The sequence below is a fragment of the Microbacterium sp. GXF0217 genome (genome assembly GCF_054798195.1).
The window spans coordinates 392,321-417,050 of the sequence record NZ_JBSJZG010000001.1 but is presented as its reverse complement, the minus strand read 5'-3'; the positions used below and the strand labels follow the sequence as shown (position 1 = coordinate 417,050).

General features: G+C 68.7%; 22 protein-coding genes. 18 read left to right on the top strand and 4 right to left on the bottom strand.

Annotated features, from left to right (window positions below; translation table 11 throughout):
• Positions 1-21 precede the first annotated feature (21 nt).
• The 6 genes from ruvA to ACWAT3_RS02065 all read left to right on the top strand — a co-directional run bounded on the left by ruvA (position 22) and on the right by ACWAT3_RS02065 (position 7,254).
• Positions 22-636: a Holliday junction branch migration protein RuvA gene (gene ruvA, locus ACWAT3_RS02090; RefSeq protein WP_460795489.1), complete on the top strand. Its 615-nt coding sequence runs from the start codon at positions 22-24 to the stop codon at positions 634-636.
• Positions 629-1,666: a Holliday junction branch migration DNA helicase RuvB gene (ruvB, locus tag ACWAT3_RS02085; protein ID WP_460795487.1), complete on the top strand. Its 1,038-nt coding sequence runs from the start codon at positions 629-631 to the stop codon at positions 1,664-1,666. Before ruvA ends, ruvB begins: the two co-directional genes overlap by 8 nt.
• 72 nt (positions 1,667-1,738) lie before the next feature.
• A complete protein-coding gene (locus tag ACWAT3_RS02080; RefSeq protein WP_460795484.1) occupies positions 1,739-2,164 on the top strand; it encodes a preprotein translocase subunit YajC in 426 nt (141 codons plus the stop codon).
• A gap of 56 nt (positions 2,165-2,220) precedes the next feature.
• Entirely contained in the window at positions 2,221-3,954 is a 1,734-nt protein-coding gene (gene secD, locus ACWAT3_RS02075; protein WP_460795483.1) for a protein translocase subunit SecD, read from the top strand.
• Complete coding sequence (gene secF / locus ACWAT3_RS02070) at positions 3,954-4,943, top strand: protein translocase subunit SecF (protein WP_460795481.1); 990 nt, start codon at positions 3,954-3,956, stop codon at positions 4,941-4,943. The genes secD and secF overlap by 1 nt, the downstream gene beginning before the upstream one ends.
• 64 nt (positions 4,944-5,007) lie before the next feature.
• Positions 5,008-7,254: a RelA/SpoT family protein gene (locus tag ACWAT3_RS02065; RefSeq protein WP_460795479.1), complete on the top strand. Its 2,247-nt coding sequence runs from the start codon at positions 5,008-5,010 to the stop codon at positions 7,252-7,254.
• On the opposite strand, the gene ACWAT3_RS02060 is transcribed toward ACWAT3_RS02065, so the two are convergent.
• Both ACWAT3_RS02060 and ACWAT3_RS02055 read right to left on the bottom strand, forming a co-directional pair.
• Positions 7,233-7,784: a type IV toxin-antitoxin system AbiEi family antitoxin gene (locus ACWAT3_RS02060; protein WP_460795478.1), complete on the bottom strand. Its 552-nt coding sequence runs from the start codon at positions 7,782-7,784 to the stop codon at positions 7,233-7,235. The genes ACWAT3_RS02065 and ACWAT3_RS02060 overlap by 22 nt on opposite strands.
• A 73-nt stretch (positions 7,785-7,857) precedes the next feature.
• On the bottom strand, positions 7,858-9,204 hold the full coding sequence (locus ACWAT3_RS02055; protein WP_460795476.1) for a DUF349 domain-containing protein: 1,347 nt from the start codon (positions 9,202-9,204) through the stop codon (positions 7,858-7,860).
• A 215-nt stretch (positions 9,205-9,419) separates the two neighbouring features.
• Between ACWAT3_RS02055 and nirB the strand changes: the two genes are divergently transcribed.
• The 5 genes from nirB to ACWAT3_RS02030 are packed head-to-tail and all read left to right on the top strand — an operon-like array spanning position 9,420 to position 15,397.
• Complete coding sequence (nirB, locus tag ACWAT3_RS02050; RefSeq protein ID WP_460795475.1) at positions 9,420-11,999, top strand: nitrite reductase large subunit NirB; 2,580 nt, start codon at positions 9,420-9,422, stop codon at positions 11,997-11,999.
• On the top strand, positions 11,996-12,358 hold the full coding sequence (gene nirD, locus ACWAT3_RS02045; protein ID WP_460795473.1) for a nitrite reductase small subunit NirD: 363 nt from the start codon (positions 11,996-11,998) through the stop codon (positions 12,356-12,358). Before nirB ends, nirD begins: the two co-directional genes overlap by 4 nt.
• Positions 12,355-13,590, top strand: a complete 1,236-nt coding sequence (gene cobA / locus ACWAT3_RS02040) for a uroporphyrinogen-III C-methyltransferase (protein WP_460795471.1) — start codon at positions 12,355-12,357, stop codon at positions 13,588-13,590. The genes nirD and cobA overlap by 4 nt, the downstream gene beginning before the upstream one ends.
• Positions 13,591-13,631: 41 nt before the next feature.
• Positions 13,632-14,714: a uroporphyrinogen-III synthase gene (locus ACWAT3_RS02035; RefSeq protein WP_460795863.1), complete on the top strand. Its 1,083-nt coding sequence runs from the start codon at positions 13,632-13,634 to the stop codon at positions 14,712-14,714.
• Between the two features lie 5 nt (positions 14,715-14,719).
• Positions 14,720-15,397 (top strand): sirohydrochlorin chelatase, encoded by a 678-nt coding sequence (locus tag ACWAT3_RS02030; RefSeq protein WP_460795469.1) that lies wholly within the window; start codon positions 14,720-14,722, stop codon positions 15,395-15,397.
• 59 nt (positions 15,398-15,456) lie between these two features.
• Here ACWAT3_RS02030 and ACWAT3_RS02025 read toward each other — a convergent pair whose 3' ends face one another.
• Positions 15,457-16,374 carry a formate/nitrite transporter family protein gene (locus tag ACWAT3_RS02025; protein ID WP_460795468.1) on the bottom strand — a complete coding sequence of 306 codons (918 nt, stop codon included), beginning with the start codon at positions 16,372-16,374 and terminating at the stop codon, positions 15,457-15,459.
• 133 nt (positions 16,375-16,507) lie between these two features.
• Positions 16,508-16,801 (bottom strand): hypothetical protein, encoded by a 294-nt coding sequence (locus ACWAT3_RS02020; protein WP_460795466.1) that lies wholly within the window; start codon positions 16,799-16,801, stop codon positions 16,508-16,510.
• 107 nt (positions 16,802-16,908) lie between these two features.
• Here ACWAT3_RS02020 and ACWAT3_RS02015 point away from each other — a divergent pair, with 107 nt between their 5' ends.
• From ACWAT3_RS02015 to ACWAT3_RS01985, 7 genes are all read left to right on the top strand, one after another.
• On the top strand, positions 16,909-18,237 hold the full coding sequence (locus ACWAT3_RS02015; RefSeq protein ID WP_460795464.1) for a replication-associated recombination protein A: 1,329 nt from the start codon (positions 16,909-16,911) through the stop codon (positions 18,235-18,237).
• A gap of 169 nt (positions 18,238-18,406) precedes the next feature.
• On the top strand, positions 18,407-19,036 hold the full coding sequence (rpsD, locus tag ACWAT3_RS02010) for a 30S ribosomal protein S4 (RefSeq protein WP_460795462.1): 630 nt from the start codon (positions 18,407-18,409) through the stop codon (positions 19,034-19,036).
• Positions 19,037-19,151: 115 nt separating this feature from the next.
• Positions 19,152-19,340 carry a hypothetical protein gene (locus tag ACWAT3_RS02005; RefSeq protein WP_460795460.1) on the top strand — a complete coding sequence of 63 codons (189 nt, stop codon included), beginning with the start codon at positions 19,152-19,154 and terminating at the stop codon, positions 19,338-19,340.
• Positions 19,341-19,402: 62 nt separating this feature from the next.
• Complete coding sequence (alaS, locus tag ACWAT3_RS02000) at positions 19,403-22,063, top strand: alanine--tRNA ligase (protein WP_460795458.1); 2,661 nt, start codon at positions 19,403-19,405, stop codon at positions 22,061-22,063.
• Positions 22,060-22,533: a Holliday junction resolvase RuvX gene (gene ruvX / locus ACWAT3_RS01995; RefSeq protein ID WP_460795456.1), complete on the top strand. Its 474-nt coding sequence runs from the start codon at positions 22,060-22,062 to the stop codon at positions 22,531-22,533. Before alaS ends, ruvX begins: the two co-directional genes overlap by 4 nt.
• Before the next feature lies 1 nt (position 22,534).
• On the top strand, positions 22,535-23,899 hold the full coding sequence (gene mltG, locus ACWAT3_RS01990) for an endolytic transglycosylase MltG (protein WP_460795454.1): 1,365 nt from the start codon (positions 22,535-22,537) through the stop codon (positions 23,897-23,899).
• Positions 23,900-23,903: 4 nt separating this feature from the next.
• Positions 23,904-24,725, top strand: a complete 822-nt coding sequence (locus tag ACWAT3_RS01985; protein WP_460795453.1) for a shikimate dehydrogenase — start codon at positions 23,904-23,906, stop codon at positions 24,723-24,725.
• The last annotated feature ends 5 nt before the right edge of the window (positions 24,726-24,730 follow it).

Sequence of the window (24,730 nt, the reverse complement as noted above, 5' to 3'; positions counted from 1 at the left end):
TGTCTCTCGTAGGCTGGACGCATGATCTCCTCCCTGCATGGCGTCGTCCTGCATGCCGCATCCGATCAGGTCGTCATCGAGGTCGGGGGAGTCGGCTTCTCCGTTGCCGTGCCGGCTGATGTCGCCCACACGGCGCGTGTCGGGGAACGGCTGCAGCTGCACACCAGCCTGATCGTGCGCGAGGACTCGCTGAGCCTGTTCGGCTTCGCCGAGCGCGACGAACTGGAGATCTTCGGTCTGCTGCTCGGCGTCACCGGCGTCGGACCCAAGTCCGCTCTCGGGGTACTCTCGCACCTCACCGTCGACCAGATCGCCGTTGCCGTGACGGCCGAGGACGACGCGCCCTTCCGACGAGTCTCCGGCATCGGGCAGAAGACGGCGAAGCTCATCGTCCTGCAGCTCGCCGGCAAGGTGCACGCACCGGCCCCTGGGGCGCGCGCGACGACGGCCGCCCCGGATGTCGCCGATCAGGTGACCGCAGCGCTGGTGGGTCTCGGGTGGTCGGAGAAGGTCGCCGTCGAAGCGGCCGCGAAGACGATCGAGGAGGCCAGCGAAGCGGAGCGGACGTCGGTGCCGGCTCTCCTGCGCCGCACGCTCGCCCTGCTCGGACCGGCTCAGGGCGGATCCCGTGGCTGACGCCGGAGACGCCCGCGACGCCGCAGAACCGCAGGACGAGATCGAGCTCGCGATCGAGGGTGCGCTGCGCCCCACGAGCCTCGGCGAGTTCGTCGGCCAGCCGAAGGTGAGAGGGCAGCTGCAGCTGCTGCTGGAGGCGGCGCGCATCCAGCAGCGCCCGGCAGACCACATCCTGCTCGCCGGGCCCCCTGGCCTCGGCAAGACGACACTGGCGATGATCGTGGCGCACGAGAGCGATCGCCCGCTGCGGCTGAGCAGCGGACCGGCGATCCAGCACGCCGGCGACCTCGCGGCGCTGCTGTCGAGTCTCGTCCCCGGCGAGGTGCTCTTCATCGACGAGATCCACCGCATGGCGCGCTCCGCCGAGGAGATGCTCTACCTCGCGATGGAGGACTTCCGCATCGACATCATGGTCGGCAAGGGTGCTGGAGCCACCAGCATCCCTCTGGATCTGGCGCCGTTCACGCTCGTCGGCGCGACGACCAGATCCGGGCTGCTGCCCAACCCGCTGCGCGACCGCTTCGGATTCACCGGCCACCTCGAGTTCTACGACGAGTCCGATCTGGAGCGGGTCATCGCCCGGTCGGCCCTCGTGCTGGATGTCCGCCTCCCGGATGACGCCCTCGCCGAGATCGCCCGTCGCTCCCGCGGCACGCCCCGGATCGCGAACCGGCTGCTGCGCCGCGTCCGCGACTACGCACTCGTGCACGGTGCCGGAAACCAGGCGTCGCTGGCGGATGTGCGCGCTGCGCTCGAGCTCTACGACGTCGACCCCATCGGACTCGATCGGCTGGACCGCGCTGTCCTGGACACGCTCGTCCGTCGTTTCCGCGGGGGACCGGTCGGCCTCAGCACGCTCGCGGTCGCGGTCGGCGAGGAGGCCGAGACCGTCGAAAGCGTCGTCGAACCGTACCTGGTGCGCATCGGATTCCTGGGACGGACACCACGCGGTCGCGTGGCGATGCCCGAGGCGTATGCGCACCTCGGCATCGTTCACCCGGACGGGTCCGCATTGTTCGATGACTTATAATCGCTGGAGACTTCACCCGATCCCCCCACTTCTGCACGCTCTGGCGCGTGCGCCCCGGAAAGGTTCCTCCTGATGGAAATCATGCTGTTCGGTCTTCTTGCTGTTCTCGTCATCTTCATGGTGATCAACACGCGCAAGCGCAACAAGCAGATGAAGGCCGAGCAGGAGGAGAAGGCGCAGAAGACGGTTCCCGGCGCCAAGGTTCTGCTGCAGGGCGGTCTGTACGGCACGGTGGTCTCGTTCGACCCTGAGAACCTCGACCAGCCGGCGCAGATCGAGCTGGCCCCCGGTGCGGTCGTCGAGGTGCACAGCCAGGCGATCCTGCGGGTCGTCGACCCGACGGACGATGCTGAGGACGACGTCGAGGACGAGTCCGAGTCCGAGACCGCGGATGAGGACGTCACGACGGATGCCCTCTCCGATGAGCTCCCACCGCTCACGGTCGAGACGCCCGAGCAGACGCGCGCGCGCCTCGAGGGCGACGCCGACGCCAAGTAGCATCGCAGCGAGCACGCACACCCTCCCCGCCGGCCTTCTCAGAAAGCGCGACCCACGTGGCATCCTCCACTCCGACTCGTCATGCATGGCGAGTCCTTCTCGGCCTGCTCCTGGTGACGGCCGCCCTCTTCGGAATCAACGCGATCGGCGTCTACGGGGTCAAGCAGAGCTCGTGGACGCCTGAGCTCGCGCTCGACCTCCAGGGCGGGACGCAGATCATCCTGAGCGCGGTCACGGAGGACGGCTCCGATCCGACGCAGGAGCAGCTCGACCAGGCGGCGGACATCATCCGCCAGCGTGTCGACGCGTCCGGCGTCGCCGAGTCGGACATCACGACCGAGGGCGGCCGCAACATCGTCGTCCAGATCCCCGGCGAGGCCGACGCGGAGACGCGCGAGCGCATCCAGTCCGCAGCCCAGCTCGAGCTACGCCCCGTGATCTACACCAGCGCGGCAGCGACGGAGTTCACCGGCGAGGACGGCAACGCGACCCCGTACCCGTCGCCCGATCCCGCGGCGAACGCCACACCGAGCGTCGAGCCGACAGACTCCAGCGATCTGTCCTGGGTCACCGAGAGGCTCCAGCAGGAGTTCCTGGCCTACGACTGCGCGAACCCCCAGAACGACCCGGCCAACGCGCCGTCGGATCAGCCTCTGATCACCTGCGACGACCTCGGTTCGGTGAAGTACATCCTCGGTCCGCAGGAGCTCGACGGCACCGCGATCGACGATGCGACCAGCGGCCGCGACCCGCAGAGCGGCGCGTGGCTCGTGCAGCTCGACCTCGACGACGACGGCGCGAGCGTCTTCGGCGAGATCAGCCAGCGCCTCTACCAGAACAAGCTCGACAACCTGTCGCCGCGCGACCAGTTCGCGTTCGTGCTGGATGGCAAGGTCATCTCCGCTCCGCAGATGAACGGCGTGATCCTCGACGGGCGGCCCAGCATCTCCGGCAGCTTCGATCAGGAGAGCGCACAGGCACTCGCCGATCAGCTCAAGTACGGCGCGCTGCCGCTGAGCTTCACGGTCGAGAGCACCGACACCGTCTCCGCCACGCTCGGCACCCAGCAGCTGCAGATCGGTCTCATCGCCGGCCTCATCGGCCTCGTCCTGGTCGCGCTCTACTCGCTGCTCAGCTACCGCGCCCTCGGCTGGGTGATCATCGCGTCGATCGCCGTCATGGCGGTGCTGACGTACATCATCATCTGCATCCTGGCGTGGCGCATCGGCTACCGCCTTTCGCTCGCCGGCGTCGCGGGTCTGATCGTGTCCATCGGCTTCACCGCCGACTCGTTCATCGTCTACTTCGAACGCATCAGAGACGAGCTCAGAGACGGCAAATCCGTCACCTCGGCGGTCGAGGACGGCTGGGGCCGCGCGAAGCGCACCATCTACATCTCGAAGTCGATCAACATCCTCGCCGCCGTCGTGCTGTACATCCTCGCGGATGCCACGGTGAAGGGCTTCGCGTTCACGCTCGGCCTCACGACACTCATCGACGTGTTCATCTTCGTGATCTTCACGCACCCCGTCATGCAGCTGCTGGCGCGCACGAAGTTCTTCGGCGAGGGCCACAAGCTGTCCGGGCTCGACCCGGAGAGCCTCGGCGCTGTCTACCGCACCCGTGTGCAGTACCGCGAGGTATCCACCGCGAGCACCGGTCGAGCCGCCAAGAACGCTCGTTCGCGCTCCGAGGCGGATCGCCGTCAGACGATCGCCGAACGCAAGCGCGCCGAGGCGCTGTCCGCCACCGATTCGACGAGCACGACCGGAAACGAGGGCGAGCACTGATGTTCTCCATGAATGAGTTCGGAAACAACCTCTACACGGGCAAGACGTCGTTCCCCTTCGTGGGAAGGCGCGTGCTCTGGTTCTGGATCGCCATCGCCCTCGTGGTCGGATCCATCCTCGTGCTGTTCATCCGCCCGCCGCAGTTCTCGATCGAGTTCACCGGTGGGTCGCAGTTCACGGTGGCCGCCCCCGAGTCCACGGACCAGGGCCTCGCTACCGACGCCGTGCACGAGATCGTCCCCGAGGCGACGACGAAGGTGGCGGTCATCGGCGGCACGGACGTCCGTGTCCAGACCTCACAGATGAGCTCAGAGGAGACCCAGCAGGTCGCCGGCGCTCTCGCCGATGCCTACGGCGTCGAGCCGAGCGAGGTCACGTCCTCGTTCATCGGTCCGGCCTGGGGCGAGAACGTCACGCGGCAGTCGCTGTGGGGTCTGGCGATCTTCCTCGCGCTGACCTTCCTGATCCTCGCGATCTACTTCCGCACCTGGAAGATGTCCGCCGCAGCCATCCTGGGCCTCGTCGATGTGCTGATCATCACGGTCGGGATCTACTCGCTCGCCGGCTTCGAGATCTCTCCTGCCGCGGTGATCGGCTTCCTCACGATCCTGGCGTACTCGCTGTACGACACGACCGTCGTGTTCGACAAGATCAGGGAGAACACCACAGAGGACGGCGAGAAATCGGCTCGCACGTTCGGAGAGTCGGTGAACCTCGCGGTGAACCAGACGCTGGTCCGCTCGATCAACACGTCCATCGTCGCGGCGCTGCCGGTCGGTGCGATCCTCTTCATCGGCGCCTTCTGGCTCGGCGCGGAGACGCTCACGGACATCTCGCTGTCGATCTTCATCGGCATCCTGGTGGCGACATACTCCACGCTGTTCGTGGCAGCTCCGCTGTACTCGCTGTTCCGCGAGAAGGAGCCGGCGCTCGCTGAGCGCGACGCCCGCATCCTCGACGCACGCGAGCGCGCTGTCGAGAGTGTCTGACGCATCACGGTGGGGCCGGGGTCGCTCCCGGGCGCGTAGGATTGCAGAGCCCAGGAGGTAGGCCATGGCGGAGGCGAACACGCAGGCGCAGGGATCCAGTCTGAGACGACTCGTGCCCCGCATCTTCTCGCGCGCGCCTCGCGTCGACGATCTCGACATGCTCAACCGCACGGTGCGGGCGAACCACCCCAAGGGCGACCTCGCGATCATCGATCGCGCGTACGCGGTGGCGAAGGAGAAGCACACCGGGCAGAAGCGGCAGAGCGGTGAGCCGTACATCACGCATCCGCTCGCCGTCGCCCAGATCCTGGCCGAACTCGGCCTCGGGCCTCGGGCGATCGCGGCAGCGCTGCTGCACGACACGGTCGAGGACACTGGCTACGCCCTGAGCGAGCTGACCGCCGAGTTCGGCGACGAGGTCGCGATGCTCGTCGACGGCGTGACCAAGCTCGACAAGGTCAAGTACGGCGAGAGCGCTCAGGCCGAGACCGTGCGCAAGATGATCGTGGCGATGTCGAAGGACATCCGCGTGCTGCTCATCAAGCTCGCCGACCGCCTGCACAACGCGCGCACGTGGGGCTTCGTCCCGCCGGAGAAGGCTGCGAAGAAGGCCAAGGAGACGCTCGAGATCTATGCGCCGCTGGCGCACCGCCTCGGAATCCAGGCGATCAAGAGCGAGCTCGAGGATCTCTCGTTCGCCGTACTGCACCCGAAGATCTACGCCGAGATCAACAGCCTGATCGCTCAGCGCACTCCGCAGCGCGAGAAGTACCTGGGTCAGGTGATCGAGGCGATCGACCAGGATCTGCGGGATCTCCGCATCCGGGGCAAGGTCGTCGGCCGCCCGAAGCAGCTGTACTCGGTGTACCAGAAGATGGTCATCCGCGGCCGCGAGTTCGACGACATCTACGACCTCATCGGCATCCGCGTCCTCGTGAACTCCGTGCGCGACTGCTACGCCGTGCTCGGTGCGATCCACGCGCGCTGGACGCCGCTGCCCGGGCGCTTCAAGGATTACATCGCCACGCCCAAGTTCAATCTCTATCAGTCGTTGCACACGACCGTGATCGGCCCGAGCGGCCGTACCGTGGAGATCCAGATCCGTACGCACGAGATGCACCAGCAGGCCGAGTTCGGCGTCGCGGCCCACTGGATGTACAAGGAGCGTATGAACGGCGGCAAGGCCGAGCTGCGCGCCTCCGACACCGACATGGCGTGGCTCGCGCACATCTCGGACTGGCAGGCGGAGACCGCCGACCCCGGCGAGTTCCTGGATTCGCTCCGGTTCGAGATCGGCGCCAAGGAGGTCTACGTCTTCACGCCCAAGGGCCGCGTGATCGGACTGCCCGCCGGTGCGACGCCCGTGGACTTCGCGTACGCCGTGCATACCGAGATCGGCCACCGCACGATGGGCGCCAAGGTCAACGGCCGCCTCGTCCCGCTGGAGTCGGTGCTGACGAGCGGTGATGTGGTCGAGGTCTTCACATCCAAGAATCCGGATGCCGGGCCCAGCCAGGACTGGCTCAGCTTCGTCAAGAGCACCCGCGCCCGCAACAAGATCCGCGGCTGGTTCACGAAGGAGCGCCGGGAAGAGGCGATCGAACAGGGCAAGGAGGCCATCGCCCGCGCGATGCGTCGTCAGAACCTGCCGCTGCAGCGTCTGATGAGCCAGGAGTCGTTCTCCGAGCTCGCCCGTCAGCTGCACTTCGAGGACGTCTCGGCGCTGTACGCCGCGGTCGGCGAGGGGCACGTCTCCACGCAGTCCGTGATCGAGAAGGTCACGGCGCTGGTCGCCGCTGCCGATACGAGCACGGGTGCGATCACGATCCCGGTCGTCCCGTCCCGAGAGCCGCGGGCGGGGGACTCCGGCGTGCTCGTTCGCGGCGCCTCCGACATCCTGGTCAAGCTCGCGAAGTGCTGCACCCCCGTGCCGGGCGACGCGATCGTCGGCTTCGTCACCCGCGGAAGCGGCGTGTCCGTGCACCGCACCGACTGCGTGAACGTGAAGGCGCTCAGCGGAGACGAGCAGCGCTTCGTCGAGGTCGAGTGGGGCCCGACCTCGAAGAGCGTGTTCCGCGTGCAGATCCAGGTCGAGGCGCTCGATCGCTCCGGTCTTCTGTCCGACGTCACTCGCGTGCTCAGCGAGCACCACGTCAACATCCTGTCTGCGACCGTGCAGACGACCGACGAGCGCCTCGCGCTCAGCCGGTTCGTGTTCGAGATGGGGGACGCCGTGCATCTGGATCGCGTCCTCAACGCCGTGCGTCGCATCGACGCGGTCTACGACGTCTACCGCGTCACCTCTTCGTAAGCCGACTCGATCGCTGCGATCGCCTGCCGCTTTCCGGGCAGACGATCCCGCGCACGCAGCAGTTCGACTGCGGGCGAGGCCTGGCTCGGATCGAGGGCTAGCAGTCCGGTCAGCCACCCGTCGGCTGGTCCCGCCCCGCGCACCCGCGCGAGGTCGACGAGGGCGGCCGGCACGGTGAGGACCCGGACGCCGACGAAGAGCTGGATCTCGGATGCCGGGACCACCCCGTCGTGCAGCACGACATCGGTGTCGGCTGACGCGCGCAGTCGACGCGCGACGTGCGGCCGCACATGGCAGCGTCGCGGCCGCGCATCGCCCGCCCCGTGCACCCATGCAGCGGTGGCTCCGGACACCACGTACTCGTCGCGCAGATGGACAGCGAGCGACAGCGCGCGCACCTCGGCCGTTTCAGGGACATCGGCGGGAAGAAACGCGCCGCCGACGTCGAACAGCAGCCCGTCCAGGCGCAGGGCGCGCAGCTCCGCTTCGGAGAGGGGACCGTCCGCTCCGTAGATCAGTGTCGGGTGCATGTCCCACAGCATGCACGAAGCCGCCCTCCGGAATCATCGGAGGGCGGCTTCTGTGGATAACGCGGTGGTCCGGTCAGCCGCCGAGCGCGTTGAGCCAGGTGCGACGTGCCTCGAGGGCCTCAGCAGCCTCGGCCGCCGCCTTCTTGTTGCCGGCCTTCTCGGCTGCGGCCTTCTCGGCTTCGAGCTTCTCGATCGCGTCGACCAGCTGCTGGCTCATGTCGCCGACGCGCGCCTTCGTCTCCGGATCGTTCTTCTTCCAGTCGACGTCCTCGCGGGCCTTCAGCGCCTGCTCGATGACGCGCAGCTTGTCATCCAGTGCGCGTTCCTTATCGCGCGGGAAGATCCGCCCGACCTCATCCCACTGCCGCTGGATGTTCGTGAGCAGGGCCCGAGCACGCTTGATGTTCGGCTCATCGGCGACGGCCTTGGCCTCCACGAGCAGCGCGGTGCGGGCCTCGATCTTGGGTGCGGAGTCGGCCTCATCGGCTGCGCTCTGCTCTGCACGGGCGGCGTAGAGCGCGTCGCCTGCGGCCTTGAACCGAGCCCACAGCGCGTCGTCGACCTTGCGGCCGGCGCGACCCGCAGCCTTCCACTCGTCGAGCAGGGCGCGGTACGAAGGGATGCCGTCGACACCCCGCGGCGCGAGTGCCTCGGCACGCTCGACCAGCCGTGCCTTGACGTCGCGAGCGGCCTTGTGCGTCTCATCCAGCTCGGCGTAGAACGCGCGACGCTGGCGGTCGATCGTCGCCCTGGCATCGCGGAATCGCTTCCACAGCTGCTGCGAGACGGACTTCGGCAGACGCGGGCCGTTCTGCTGCTGCGCCTGCCATGCGTCGAAGAGCTCGGTCACCTCGGCGGTGACCTGCTTCCAGTGCGCCTTGGTCAGGTCGCCGGCGGCGATGGCTTCGATGCGCTCCACCAGAACGGTGCGCTCGGCGATCGCCTGGTCGAGAAGCTCCTTGGCCTGCTCGGCCTCCTGTGCGGTGGCCTCGGCCAGCGACGCCGTCAGCACGTCGAGGCGCTCGCGCAGGCCGGCGAGATCGCCGACGGCCGCGGCATCCGTCACCTCTGCGACGAGATGCGACGCCTGTGCGGTCAGTTCGCCCGCTGCGGCGCCACCGGCCGCGTGCCGCTGCTCGAGCGTGGTGATCTTGAAGGCGATGTCCTCGAACTTGCGGACGAAGTAGGCGATCGCCTCATCGCCGGACGCATCCGGGTACTGCCCGACGACGCGCCAGTCTTCGCCTTCGCGCACTTCGACGGTGCCGTCCTCGGTGACGCGACCCCAATCGGCTGCGCCGGCGATCGTCGGCGCAGAGGGCGCGGCGGGCGCGACAGCGACGCGCGGCGGACCGGGCACGCGCGGCGGGGCGGGGACAGGGGGAGTCGGCTTCGGCGATTCCGATTCGGTGGCAGACACGATGGTGCTCCTTGCGCGGTCATCCCGCGGGAGGTGGAAGGGACGGTGTTCAGCCTAGTATGCGCGGCGCCGCCGCTCGGCTTCCGGCTCAGCCTGCCGGCCTCACATGTTCGTTACGGATTTGTGAGCGGATCGTTCGAAGCGCGTAACGGGCATCGAACACTGCGCGAAACACCGCCGATCTAGCTTCGGGAGCACCGAACACAGGAGGCACCGTGAGAGACCGAACAGCATCATCGTCCGATGTGCTCGTCGTGGGCGCAGGCATGGTCGCGCACCGCTTCGTGGAGAGCCTGCTCACCCGCACCGATGAGAACCTCACGGTCACCGTCATCGGCGACGAGGGGCGCGCCCCGTACGACCGGGTCGGTCTCACGTCGTTCTTCGCCGGCGCGACGCCGGAGGACCTCACGCTCGACCCCCAGGTGCTCGACGACGAGCGCGTGCGGCTGATCGGCGGCGACCGCGTGACCGGCATCGACCGTCGCGCCCGCACCGTCCGGACGCGCTCCGGTCTCGACTACGGCTACGGCACCCTGGTGCTCGCGACCGGTTCGTACGCGGCGCGCGTCGCCGTCGACGGCTCCGACCTGCCCGGATGCTTCGTCTATCGCACCCTCGACGACGTCACCCGGATGCGCGAATTCGTCGCCCGCCGGACGGCCGAGCTCGGTCGCCCCCTACGCGGCGCCGTGATCGGCGGCGGGCTGCTCGGATTGGAAGCCGCCGGCGCACTGCAGGGCCTGGAGGTCGAGTGCACCGTCGTGCAGTCCTCCGACCGGCTGATGTCCGCGCAGCTCGATCTCGCCGGCGGCACGATGCTCCGTCGGCTCATCGAGTCCCGCGGCATCGCTGTGCGCACGCAGAGCCGCACGACGCGCCTGGACCCCGATGCCTCAGGTTCCGTCACTCAGCTGCAGTTCCAGGACGGCAGCATGCACGCCGCGGACATCGTCGTCTTCACAGTCGGTGTGCGCCCCCGTGACGAACTCGCCCGCATCGCGCAACTGGCCGTCCACCCGACCGGCGGCGTGCTGATCGATGATCGCTGCCGGACGGCGGATGAGCACATCCTCGCGATCGGAGAGGTCGCGAACTACGACGGGCGCTCGGTCGGACTCGTCGCTCCCGGCTACGCCATGGCGGAGGTGGCCGCGACCCGACTGCTCGGAGGCGATGCGACCTTCCCCGGCTACGACGAGTCGGCGAAGCTCAAGCTCTCGGGCGTCGACGTCGCGAGCTTCGGCGACGCCATGGCGACGACCCCGAATGCGCTCGACGTGGTCTACGCCGACCCGGTCGCCGGTGTGTACAAGAAGCTCGTTCTCTCCGATGACGCGAAGACGCTGCTCGGCGGCATCCTCGTGGGCGACGCCTCCGCCTACGGCTCGCTGCGCCCGCTCGTCGGCGCACCCCTCGGAGCAGACCCTGCGGCGTACCTGATGCCCGAGGGCGGTGTGGAAGCTCCCACCGGCGAGCTGCCGGATGCCGCGGTGGTGTGCTCCTGCTCCAACGTGTCGGCCGGGCGCATCCGGCAGGCGGTGCATGAGGAGGGCTGCGCGGATGCCGGGGCCGTCAAAGCCTGCACCAAGGCCGGCGCGACCTGCGGCTCGTGCATCTTCAGCGTCAAGAAGATCGTCGGGCAGGAGCTCGCGAAGCTCGGTCAGACCGCGTCCAACGCTCTGTGCGAGCACTTCGACATGTCGCGTCGTCAGTTGTTCGACGCGGTCCGCGTCTCCGGCCTCACGACGTTCAGCACGGTCATCGCGCGCTTCGGCCGAGGCCGCGGCTGCGATGTCTGCAAGCCGGCACTCGCCAGCATCCTCGCGGTGCTCGTGGGCGAACATGTGCTCGCCGGCGAGAACGCGGCGCTGCAGGACACCAACGACCACGTGATGGCCAACATGCAGAAGGACGGCACTTACTCCGTCGTGCCGCGCATGCCCGGTGGCGAGGTCACCCCGCAGGGTCTCATCGCGATCGGGCGCATCGCCGACGACTACGGGCTCTACACGAAGCTCACCGGCGGGCAGCGCATCGACATGTTCGGGGCGCGACTGGAGCAGCTGCCCGAGATCTGGCAGCGCCTGGTGGATGCCGGCTTCGAGTCCGGCCAGGCCTACGGCAAGGCGCTGCGAACCGTGAAGTCCTGCGTCGGCTCGACGTGGTGCCGCTACGGAGTGCTCGATTCGGTCGGCATGGCCGTCCGCCTCGAGCTGCGCTACCGCGGCCTTCGCTCACCGCACAAGCTGAAGATCGGCGTCTCGGGCTGTGCACGAGAGTGCGCCGAGGCCAGGGGCAAGGATGTCGGCGTGATCGCCACGGAGACCGGCTGGAACATGTACGTCGGCGGCAACGGCGGGTTCTCGCCGCGTCACGCTGAACTGCTCGCGTCCGATCTGGACGATGAGGGCCTTATCCGCGCCATCGACCGGTTCTTCATGTACTACATCCGCACCGCCGATCGTCTGCAGCGCACTGCGGGCTGGTGCGAGGAGCTCGAGGGCGGTCTGGACGGACTCCGCGAGGTCATCTTCGACGACAGCCTCGGCATCTGCGCCGACCTGGACGCCGCGATGACGTCGCACGTCGACCGGTACGAGGACGAGTGGGCCGCGACGCTGAAGGACCCGGAGAAGCTGCGGCGGTTCGAGTCCTTCGTGAACGCGTCGGACACGCCTGATCCGTCGCTCGCCTACGTCCCGGAGCGCGGTCAGGTCCGCCCCGCGACCGCACAGGAGCGCGCCGAGGGCGGCGTGCTCATCGCAGGAACGACTCTGGAGGTGCGTCGATGACCATCGCAGCAGACCAGCAGACACTGATCCGTGTGTGCGGCGTCTCGGATCTCGAGGTGGAGAGAGGGAGGGCTGCCCTGTTCGGGACCACGCAGATCGCACTGTTCCTGCTCGCCGACGGGAGCGTGCACGCCCTCGACAACTTCGATCCGTTCAGCGGCGCGAACGTCATGTCGCGCGGGATCGTGGGTTCGAAGGGCGAGGCCCCCACGGTCGCCTCGCCCATGCACAAGCAGATCTTCGATCTGCGCACCGGCGAGTGCCTCGAGGCGCAGGGCAAAACGCCGGTCGCACTGCGCGTCTGGCCCGTCACGGTGGTGGACGGCACCGTCTACATCGACTCCGAGGAGCTGCGATGACGCTCATGCTCGGGGTGACGCTCGCCGGACGCGATGTCCTGCTCGTCGGCGGCGGCGCTGTGACGGCACGTCGCCTGCGCCGGTTCCTCGCCGAGGGCGCGCTGGTGCGGATCGTGGCGCCGGGGCTGAGCCCGGAGACCGCAGCTCTCATCGAGGCCCATGACCTCCCGTGGAGGCAGGGACGATTCCGGCCCGCGGATCTCCGCGGCGCCTGGCTCGTCCATGCCGCCACGGGCGACCAGCGCGTCGACCGCGACATCGCGGCGCGCTGCGACCGGCTCCGTGTCCTGTGCGTGAACGCGAGCGACGGGGGGCACGGCTCGGCGAGGCTGACCGCACAGGTGGATGCCGGTGACATCACGGTCGCGGTCACGAGCGCCGTGGGCGCTGATCCACGTCGTTCGGTCACGCTGCGCGATGCGATCGGGGACCTCCTGGCGAACGGCAGGCTGCCTCTTCGTCGTCGCCGCAGCGGCGGTGCAGGACGCGTCGATCTCGTCGGCGGTGGCCCGGGTCCTGCCGACCTCATGACGGTGCGCGCTCGACGACTCATCGCCGAGGCCGACGTGATCGTCGCCGACCGGCTGGGCCCGACCGCCGAGGTGCTTGAGGGTCTCGATCCGGACGTCGAGGTGATCGACGTGGGCAAGCGCCCTGGCAACCACACGGTCCCGCAGGAGGAGATCAATCGCATCCTCGTCGCGCACGCGGCCGCTGGTCGGCGTGTCGTGCGTCTCAAGGGCGGCGACCCCTTCGTTTTCGGTCGTGGTGGTGAGGAGATGCAGGCGTGCCATGCGGCCGGCATCCCCGTCGACGTCGTGCCTGCTCCGTCCAGCGCGATCGCGGTCCCGCAGGCGGCGGGAATCCCCGTGACCCATCGCGGCACGGCGTCGGCTTTCCACGTCGTGAACGGGCAGGGACCCATCACGGCCAGTACGCTGGATTCGATGGCGGATGACTCTGTGACCACAGTCGTGCTGATGGGCGTCGCAGCCCTCGGCGGGATCGTCGACGCCGCGCTGCGCCACGGCATCCCGTCCGACCGTCCCGTGGCGTTCGTGGAGAGCGGGCACACGCCGCAGCAGCGCACGACGCGGACGACTCTCGGACTCGCGGTGCGGGATGCCGAGGCGATCGCGCTCCGCAACCCCGCGGTGATCGTGATCGGCGACGTGGCACGGGCGGACCTGCTCATGCCGGCACCCGAGCGGATCGGGGCATCCCTGGCGTGACCGAACGACCCACGCTCGATGCTGTACTGACCGGCTGCACGATGGTGATCGCCGCCGATCGGCGCTCCGGCGACCTCGCGACCGCGCTCGAACGCCGCGGCGCCCAGGTCTACCGCGCCCCGGCTCTGACCATCCTGCCCAACGCCGACGACGATCTGCTGCTCCAGCGCACGCGCGAGCTCATCGATCAGCCGCCAGACATCGTGATCGTCACTACCGGAGTCGGATTCCGCGGGTGGATGGATGCCGCGCACGAGAACGGGCTCGTGGACGACCTCACGGAGGCCTTCCGAGGCACGCAGTTCGTGGCCAGAGGCCCCAAGGCGCACGGCGCTATCCAGCAGGCCGGTTTCGTGGCCGACTGGGTCGCCGAGACCGAGACGGCGGCCGAGGTGGGGGAGTACCTCACCCAGGCCGGAGTCGCCGGCAAGCGCATCGCGATCCAGCATCACGGTGCCGGATCCGACGGTTTGGACGAGCTCATGACCGCGCACGGAGCGGATGCCGTGAACATCACGGTGTACCGCTGGGGGCCGCCACCGGATCCCAAGATCGTCAGCCGTTCGGCGATGCAGGCGGCGACCGGCGAAGTCGACGCGGTGCTGTTCACCTCCGCCCCGGGAGCTGCGGAATGGATCAGGGCCGCTGAGCGCGGCGGGCGACTCGACGCGATCCGTCATCGCGCGGCAACCGGACGCCTCCTGCTCGCCTCCGTCGGCCCAGTCACCGCCACGCCGCTCGTCGAGGCAGGGCTGAGCACCACGCTGGCGGTCCGCGGCCGCCTCGGCTCGCTGGTGCGCTGCGTCGTCGACCACTACGCGAACGGTGCGGCACCGACCCTGGTGACCGTGGCGGGCACGATCGAGGTCCGAAGCGGCGGCGCCGTGCTGGACGGGCGGTTCATCCCCCTGTCCCGCGCATCGGCCAACGTGCTCGGAGCGCTCTTCGACGCGGGCGGACGCGTGCTCTCGCGCGAAGAACTCGGCCGTGTGCTGCCGCGCGGAGGAGAGAACGCGCACGCCGTGGAGATGTCCATCGCACGCCTGCGCGAGGCTCTCGGCTGCCCCGAGGCCGTCAAGACCGTGATCAAGCGAGGCTACCGGCTCGCCGTCCAGGAGGAGTGACACTCATGACCACACTCATCGCCTGCTCGCACGGCACGGATTCGCCCGAAGGTCGCCGCACCGTCGAAGAGATCGTCGAGCTGGTCCGCGCACGGAGTCCGCAGACGCGAGTCGTCCAGGCGTTCGTCGACGTGCAGGAGCCGGACATCGTGACGGTCGTTGACGAGGAGATCGCCCACGATGACGTGGTCGTCGTCCCGCTGCTCCTCTCCGTCGGCTTCCACACCGCTGTCGACATCGCCGGTGCCGTGCGCCGCCATGCCGGAGCGCGCCAGGGCGATCCGCTCGGCACGCATCCGCTCATCGCGCAGATCCTCGCGACGCGCCTGCGCGCGTCGATCGGCGGCACCTGGCTCGACGGCGACGCCGTCGTCCTCGCCGCCGCAGGTTCCAGCAACCCGGCCGCCGTCGCGGACGTCGAGGCCGCAGCCCATCGGCTCGCGACCCTGATTCCCGCACCGGTGACGATCGGCTACGCCTCGGCCATCGAGCCCCGCATCCCACAGGCGGTGCAGACCGCACGGGATGCCGGAGCGCGCCGGGTCATCGCAGCGAGCCACGTGCTGGCACCGGGTTACTTCGCGGGTCTCGTCGAGGCGGCCGGCGCGGATGTAGTGTCGGCACCGTTGGGCGCGGACCCTCGGATGGCCGACGTCATCATCGATCGGTTCCGCGCGACCTGATCGAGTACGCAGAAGAGCCGGGGCGCCCATGGCGCCCCGGCCCTTTGTGCACTCCGGGATCAGGAGACCTTGACCGGCTCCCGGTCGATCACGGGAGCGGTCGCCTCGGCATCCGTGCGCACAGGCTCCTGCGGAGCGGCCGCGGCGACGCGGCTCGCGCGCTTGGCCGCACGAGCCTTGCGCGCCTTCGGACGACCGTGCGTGAAGTACAGCGGGAGTCCGACGAAGAGCAGTCCGCCGACGAGGTTTCCGAAGACCGTGGGGATCTCGTTCCAGACCAGGTAGTCCCACAGGGTGAAGTCAGCGCCGAGCAGCAGGCCGGACGGGAACAGGAACATGTTGACGATCGAGTGCTCGAAGCCCATGTAGAAGAAGAGCATGATCGGCATCCACATCGCGACGATCTTGCCGATGGTCGAATCCGAGACCATCGCGAGGACGACGCCGGTGGAGACCATCCAGTTGCACAGGACGCCGCGGATGAACAGCGTCAGCATTCCGGCTGCGCCGTGATCGGCGTACCCGACCGTACGGCCGTGGCCGATCTCGCTGATCGCGTTTCCGACGGCACTCGGCTCGGTGGAGAACCCGTAGGTGAAGTAGATCGCCATGAGGATCGCGACCAGGAAGGCACCGCCGAAGTTGCCGAGGAAGACGAGCCCCCAGTTGCGCATGAGAGCGCCGAAGGTCGCTCCCGGCCTGCGGTCGATGACGGCGAGCGGCCCGAGCGTGAACACACCGGTCAGCAGGTCGTAGCCGAGCAGGTAGAGCATGACGAACCCGACGGGGAACAGGAGCGCTCCGAGAAGCGGCTGCCCGGTCTGGGTCGAGACGGTCACGGCGAACGCGGCCGCGATCGTCAGCATCGCCGCGCCCATGAACGCGCGGATCAGCGTGTCGCGGGTGGACAGCTGCATCTTGTAGGCGCCGGCGTCGACCATGCGGGTGACGAGCTCGGCAGGTTTGATGTAGGACACGGGACCTCCACGGGGGACGGGAGCACTCTGGCGAGGCTGCGTCCAGCGTGGCGGAGGCGCGTTTCGGCGGCCGACCGCAGAAGTTACGACTGTGGTGCGAAGTTCTCACATCGTCGGATGGCGACGGTGAGCATCACTCCGCTGCGGGTGCCGTTGGCGTCGGTGTGGGGACCGTGCTGGGCAGCAGCGGATCCAGCGGCGCGGTGGACTGCGTCGGGCTTGGAGTGGGCGTCGGCTCGGGCGTCGTGACCTGCGCATGCGCGAACTGGCTCGCCATCGCGCCGACGACGATGAGGCCGCCGGCGATGCCCGCGATCGTGTTGTCGCGCACGCGCCGACGGATCTGGCCCTCGTGCCACTGGGAGCGGGCGGCATACAGGCGGGCGCGCTCGTGATCGGCGCGCTGGGCGTTCTTGCGTCCGGCCATCGGTGACCTCTTCTCCGTCGTGGCAGCACCTGCGAGCCTACCGGCCGCGGCGGCGCGTGCTCATCGCACAGGGGCTGCGTGTCCGCCGCCCGCATTAGCCTGGAGTCATGAGCTCATCCGCGTCCCTGATGTCAGGGCAGACCCCGCTTGCGGTGCGGATGCGTCCGGTCTCACTCGACGAGGTCGCCGGGCAGAAGCATCTGCTGCGTGCCGGATCCCCGATCCTCGCGCTGGCCGACCCCGATGCGACGTCTCCCGGAGCCGTGTCGATCATCCTGTGGGGGCCGCCCGGCACGGGGAAGACGACTCTCGCCCAGGCGATCGCACGCTCCTCGGGGCGGCGGTTCGTGGAGCTCTCCGCGATCACCGCGGGAGTGAAGGACGTGCGGGAGGTCATGCAGGAAGCCGTGACCCAGCGCGACCTCTACGGCCAGACGACGATCCTGTTCCTCGACGAGATCCACCGGTTCACCAAGGCCCAGCAGGATGCGCTGCTGCCCGGTGTCGAGAACGGCTGGGTCATTCTCATCGCCGCCACGACCGAGAACCCGTCGTTCTCGGTCATCTCGCCGCTGCTGTCCCGGTCGCTGCTGCTGACGCTGCAGCCCCTCACGGACGACGAGGTCGGCGAACTCGTCGACCGCGCGGTCGCCGACGCCCGCGGTCTGCGCGGCGCGGTGATCCTGAGCGACCCCGCTCGTGCCGCGCTCATCCGTCTCGCCTCCGGCGATGCGAGACGCGCGCTCACCGGTCTCGAAGCCGCGGCGGCGGTCGCGGCATCCGGATCGCAGGACGAGTCCCCGACCCTCACAGACGACGACGTCGCGCAGGCCGTCGACCGTGCGCTGCTGCGCTACGACCGCCAGGGCGACGAGCACTACGACGTCATCAGCGCCTTCATCAAATCGATCCGTGGATCGGACCCCGACGCCGCACTGCACTACCTCGCGCGCATGATCGAAGCGGGGGAGGACCCGCGCTTCATCGCCCGGCGGCTGGTGATCTCGGCGGCGGAGGACATCGGACTGGCGGATCCCCAGGGGCTCGTCATCGCCACGGCCGCAGCGGACGCGGTGGCCTTCATCGGGATGCCGGAGGGACGCATCCCGCTCGCCGAGGCGACGGTGTATCTCGCGACGACGGCGAAGTCGAACGCCGCGTACGTCGGCATCGATGCCGCGATCGCGGACATTCGCGCCGGCGGCTTCGGTCGCGTGCCCGTTCATCTGCGGGATGCGCACTATCCCGGTGCGAAACGGCTCGGCCACGGCAAGGGCTATCGATACCCGCACGACAGCGAGCACGGCGTCGTTCCCCAGCAGTATCTGCCGGATGAGCTCGACGGGCGGCGCTACTACAACCCCAAGACGCTCGGAGCCGAGCGCGATGTCGCGGCGCGCCTGGAGCGGATCCGGCGCATCCTCGGCGATCGCTGATCCACTGCGGGCGATCTGTTAGACTTGATCGGCTCGAAACCGTGTTTTCGGGCATCCCCGTGTTCATCCCCACCTTCTCAGCGCCCCGGCGTGCGCGAGCAGGCAGAGCGCGGGAGATACGCCCGTGCGACGTGAAAGACACGTCCACGTCATCGGAAGGAAGTACTTCGTGGTTACGAAGTCCCAGGACCGCCGCAAGGTCCGTCTGAGCCGTGCCCTCGGCATCCCGCTCACCCCGAAGGCCGCCCGCTACCTCGAGAAGCGTCCCTACGCTCCCGGCGAGCACGGCCGCACCAAGCGCAAGACCGACAGCGACTACGCCGTCCGTCTGCGTGAGAAGCAGCGTCTGCGCGAGCAGTACGGCATCCGCGAGAAGCAGATGCGCAACACCTTCAACGAGGCTCGTCGTCGCGACGGCCTGACCGGTGAGAACCTGGTCGAGCTGCTCGAGATGCGTCTGGATGCCCTCGTGCTCCGTGCCGGCTTCGCCCGCACCACGGCACAGGCGCGCCAGATGGTCGTGCACCGTCACATCCTCGTCGACGGCCAGCTCGTCGACCGCCCGTCCTTCCGCGTGAAGCCGGGCCAGCTCATCCACGTCAAGGCCAAGAGCGAGGGCACCGAGCCCTTCCAGGTGGCGGCAGCCGGCGGTCACGCCGAGGTGCTTCCCCCGGTTCCGGGCTACCTCGAGGTCGAGCTCGACAAGCTGCAGGCACGCCTGGTCCGTCGTCCGAAGCGCGTCGAGGTCCCCGTGACCTGTGAAGTGCAGCTCGTCGTCGAGTACTACGCGGCTCGCTGATCCGCTTCACTGCGAAACAGCTTCAGAGAGGCGTCGGGGATACCCGACGCCTCTCGTCGTTTCCGCATACGATGGAACCACCGCGCCTGGGCGGATTGAGGGCAAGGACATCGTCATGAAGAAGCTGCTGTGGTTCCTGATCGGAGTGATCGGCGGATTCGTCGCTGCCCACTTCATGAACAAGGACCCTCGCGGTCACGACATGCTCGCCGAGATGGATGCCCGCATCAATGGGTTCACCGCCATCCTCAGTGAGTCGTACCGGGCGCAGGAAGCCCGCCTCACTCAGCCAGACGAGAACTGATCTCCGATCGGCCCCGCGACCGGGGAGCCGATTCCCATCCACACGAGGACAGCCGTACCCCTATGAAAACTGCGGACATCGCGCAGCGCTATCTCGCTTACTTCGAGAAGAACGACCACACCATCGTCCCTTCGGCGTCGCTCGTCAGCGATGACCCGACGGTGATGTTCACGATCGCCGGAATGGTGCCCTTCGTGCCGTACCTGACCGGTGTCGTCCCCGCGCCGTTCTCCCGCGCAGCCGACGTGCAGAAGTGCATCCGCACCAACGACATCGAAGAGGTCGGCAAGACCGCGCGTCACGGCACGTTCTTCCAGATGCTCGGCAACTGGTCCTTCGGCGACTACTTCAAGGAAGGCGCCATCAGCTACGCCTGGGAGCTGCTGACCACGCCAGAGCGCGACGGCGGACTCGGCTTCGCGGAGAAGGACATCTGGGTCACGGTCTACGAGACCGACGACGAGGCAGCAGCACTTTGGCAGAAGATCGCAGGCCTCCCGGCCGAGCGCATCCAGCGCATGGGCAAGGAGGACAACTACTGGCACACCGGCCAGCCCGGTCCCGCCGGCCCCTGCTCCGAGATCTACATCGACCGCGGACCCGCATACGGCCGCGACGGCGGACCGATCGTCGACGACAACCGGTTCACCGAGATCTGGAACCTCGTCTTCATGCAGGAGCTGCTGAGCGAGGTCCGCTCGAAGGTGGACTTCGACATCGCCGGCCCGCTGCCGAAGAAGAACATCGACACCGGCATGGGCCTCGAGCGCGTCGCGATGTTCAAGCAGGGCGTCGAGAACATGTACGAGACCGACCAGGTGCGCCCTGTGCTCGATCGCGCCGAGCAGATCTCCGGCCGTGCCTACGGCAAGGTCCACGAGGACGACGTGCGCTTCCGCGTGATCGCCGACCACGTGCGCTCTTCCCTCATGCTGCTCTCCGACGGCGTGAAGCCGTCCAACGAGGGGCGCGGCTACATCCTGCGTCGCCTGATGCGCCGTACGGTGCGCGCCATGCGCCTGCTGGGCGTCGACGCTCCCGTCTTCCCCGAGCTGTTCGAGGCCTCCCGCGACGCCATGAAGAGCGCTTATCCGGTGCTCGACACCGACTGGGCTCGTCTCTCCGCCACGGCGAACGCCGAGGAGGAAACCTTCCTGCGCACCCTCGCCCAGGGCTCCACCATCCTCGACCTCGCCCTGACCGAGACCAAGAAGACCGGCGCCTCGACGCTGGCGGGTTCCGAGGCGTTCCTGCTGCACGACACCTACGGCTTCCCGATCGATCTCACGCTCGAGGTCGCTGAAGAAGCCGGTCTGTCCGTGGATCGAAGCGCGTTCGACGAGCTGATGCGCGAGCAGCGCACCCGCGCCAAGGAGGATGCGAAGAGCCGCCGCCGCCAGCTGGCCGACGTCTCCGTCTACCGCGAGCTGCGCGGCCTCGGGGAAACCGGCTTCGACGGTTACAGCGAGCTCGAGACCGATTCGACCGTGCTCGGCATCCTCGTCGACGGCGTGCCGGTAACGAGCGCGACCGAAGGCCAGGTCGCCGAGGTGATCCTCGCCGAGACGACGCTCTACGCCGAGTCCGGCGGCCAGGTCGCCGACAAGGGCACGATTACCGGCCCCGGGTTCTCACTCGAGGTCCTGGACGTGCAGAAGCCCGTCCCAGGGCTCATCAGCCACACCGTCGAGGTGACGACCGGCACCGTTGCGGTCGACGATCGCGCGACCACCGTCGTGGACGCGGCCAACCGCCGCGCCGCTCGCCAGGCGCACTCCGCGACCCACCTCGTACACGCCGCGCTCCGCGACACGCTGGGTCAGAACGCCACGCAGGCGGGTTCGCTCAACCGCGCCGGCTACCTGCGCTTCGACTTCTCCTGGAGCCAGGCGCTCTCGTCCGAGACGCGCACCGAGATCGAGGAGATCACCAATCGCGCCGTCCACGACGCTCTCGAGGTCACGACGCGCGTCATGACGCTCGACGAGGCGAAGGAAGCCGGCGCCATGGCGCTGTTCGGCGAGAAGTACGGCGAGGTCGTCCGCATGGTCGACATCGGCGGTCCGTGGTCGCGCGAGCTGTGCGCCGGTACGCACGTGTCGTCGAGCGCCGAGATCGGTCTGGTGAGCATCACCGGCGAATCGTCGGTCGGCGCATCGAACCGGCGCATCGAGGCGCTCGTCGGACAGGATGCCTTCCGCGAGCTCGCTGCGGAGCGCACACTCGTCTCGCAGCTGACCTCGACGCTGAAGACGCCGCGTGATCAGCTCGCCGAGCGCATCGCCGAGATCGCCGCGAACCTGAAGACCGCCGAGAAGCGCATCGCGCAGTTCGAAGCCAAGGAGCGCGAGGGCCGCGTGCCCGCGATCGCCGAATCCGCTGAGCGCGTCGGCGCCTACCGTGTCGCTGCGCAGTCGCTGGGCGAAGTCGGCTCGGCCGACGACATCCGCGGCGTGGCACTGAGCGTGCGCGACCGCCTGGGCGCGGACGCGGCTGTCGTCGCCCTCGGCGGCGTCGTGTCCGGACGGCCGATCGTCGTGGTCGCCACGAACGACGCGGCGCGGTCCGCGGGTGCGAAGGCCGGATCGCTGGCCAAGATCGCCGCCGGCGCTCTCGGCGGCGGTGGCGGTGGCCGTGATGACGTCGCCCAGGGCGGCGGCGCGGACGCATCGGCTCTTCCGGCTGCCCTCGACGGCATCGTCACGGAGCTGCGCAGCGCGTGAGCGGCTTCCGTCGCGGCATCCGCCTCGGGATCGACGTCGGAAAGGCGCGGGTCGGGGTCGCCAGGTGCGACCCCGACGGGATGCTGGCGATCCCCGTCGAGACAGTGAAGCGCGACGACGCCTCGATCGAACGCCTCACGCAGCTGGCGGGGGAGTACGAGCCGCTGGAATTCGTCGTGGGGCTCCCCGTCAACATGCAGGGCGCGGACACGGCTTCGACGACGGACGCCCGCGAGTTCGCGACGGCTCTCGCGCGCCGCACCGGTCTGCCGGTGCGGCTCATCGACGAGCGACTGAGCACGGTCTCCGCACATCAGGCGCTGCGCGCTTCGGGGAGATCCCAGAAGAACTCTCGTAGCATTGTCGATCAGGTTGCGGCAGTGGTCCTGCTGCAGCAGGCGATCGACATGGAGAAGAGCTCCGGAATCCCGGCCGGAGCGTCCGTCGATCTCGATGAGGAGACCCACTGACATGCCCCAGGGAGACCTGTTCGACAACCTCCCCGATCCGTCGACCGAGCATCCGACGATCGACCAGGCACCCCCGCCGCCCGGATCCCGCAGAGCCGCTCGCGAGGCTGCTCAGCGCACCGGCGAGACGGGCGCCATCGCGACCGACGCCGCCGAGCTGTCCGGCTCTGCCAGGGCTGAAGCGCCCGCGGCACCAGCATCCGCTCCGGTCACCGGCGGAACCCTCGACGATCTGTTCGCTCCGCATGCCGACGACCACCACACCGTGCCGAAGCGCAAGCGTCGCGCCGGCTGCTTGGTCGCACTGATCATCGTGCTCCTGCTGCTCGGCGGCATCGCCGCCGGCGGGGTCTGGGTCATGAACACCTACGGCGACCGGATCAACGAGGCGATGGGGTGGGGCGAGCCCAAGGACTACGAAGAGGGTCAGACCGGCGCGGATGTCCTCATCACGATCGAAGAGGGCGACACCGGGCAGCCGATCTCGCAGGCCCTGTACGCGGGCGGCGTCACGAAGACCGAGGACGTCTTCTACGACATGCTCATCGACGAGGGGCTGAACCCGAACTTCCAGCCGGGGGTCTACCAGCTTCAGGAGCGGATGACGGCTGCCGCCGCTCTGGAAGCGATCGAGAACCCAGAGAACCGCATGGAGCACTCCGTCGGCTTCGCCGAAGGCGCATCGCTCAAGGTCATCGTCCCGACGATCGCCGAAGCCCTGGAGCTCCCGGTGGAGGACGTCCAGGCCGCCGTGGCCGACCCGGCAGCGTACGGCGTCGCGGCAGACACGCTCGAGGGATGGCTGTTCCCGGCCGTCTACACGTTCGATCCGGACGTCACGCCCGCCCAGGCCATCCAGACCATGGTCGACCGCACGCGCGAGTCCTTGGCCGCCGCTGGCGTTCCGGATGCGGATGCGCAGCGCATCCTCACGATCGCATCGGTCATCCAGCGGGAGGGACGCACCGCCGATTTCTCGAAGGTCTCGCGGGTGATCGAGAACCGTCTGCAGGAGGGGAACCAGGAGACCCACGGGCTGCTCCAGATGGATTCCACCGCGCAGTACGGGTACGGGCTCACGCACGACGGCCCCGTGTCCGAGTGGCCGTGGAAGGACGTCGTCGGCGACCAGAACCCCTGGAACACCTACCAGCACGTCGGGCTCCCGGCCGGTCCCATCTCCGCCCCGAGCGCCGCCGCGATCGACGCGGCGATGCATCCGGCCGACGGCCCGTGGTTCTACTTCGTGACGGTGAACCTGGACACCGGAGAGACGGTGTTCTCGGCGACGTACGCGGAGCAGCAGCAGGCCGAGCAGCAGTACCAGCAGTGGTGCGACGACAACCCGGATGGCGGCTGCTATTGACGCGGTGACCCGTGGATCGCGGCTCGCCGTCTGGGGCGACCCGATCGCGCATTCGAAATCGCCGGCGCTGCACGCCGCCGCGTACGCGGTGCTCGGGCTGGACTGGACGTACGACCGCCGCCAGGTGACGGAAGCGGCTTTCGCGCAGACCGTCTCGTCACTGGACGAGTCCTGGCGCGGGCTGTCGCTCACCATGCCGCTCAAGGACGAGGCGTTCCGCATCTCGGACACGCACGACCGGCACGCCGAGCTCACCGGCGTGGTCAACACGCTGATGCTCGGCGACAGCATCCACGGATTCAACACCGACGTCGGCGGCATCGTCGACGCGCTCGGCGAGAACGGCATCACCGCGCTCGAACACGTGCGCCTGCTCGGTGCCGGAGCGACCACGTCCTCCGCCCTGGTCGCGGTCGCCGACCTCGGAGCGACCAGCGTGGATGTGCGTGCGCGCCGTCCGGAGCGTGCGGCATCCGTGGTCGCACTCGGTGCGCGTCTGGGCGTGGACGTGCGGGTGTCGACGTTCACGTCGGCGGCCGACGACGTCGACCTGACGATCGCATCGCTGCCGGGCGGCACCGTGCTCGCCCCGGACATCGTCGTTCCGCTCGCGGACACCGGGGGCGCGCTCTTCGACGTCGCGTACTCGCCGTGGCCGTCCGCACTGGCCTCGTCCTGGTCGGATGCCCCGGCGATCTCCGGCCTGGGCATGCTTCTGCACCAGGCGATCCGCCAGATCCGGATCTTCCGGCACGGCGATCCTGCGGTCGTCCTGCCGGACGAGGCAGCGGTTCTCGCCGCGATGCGCACCGCACTCGCGTCGTAGGACGA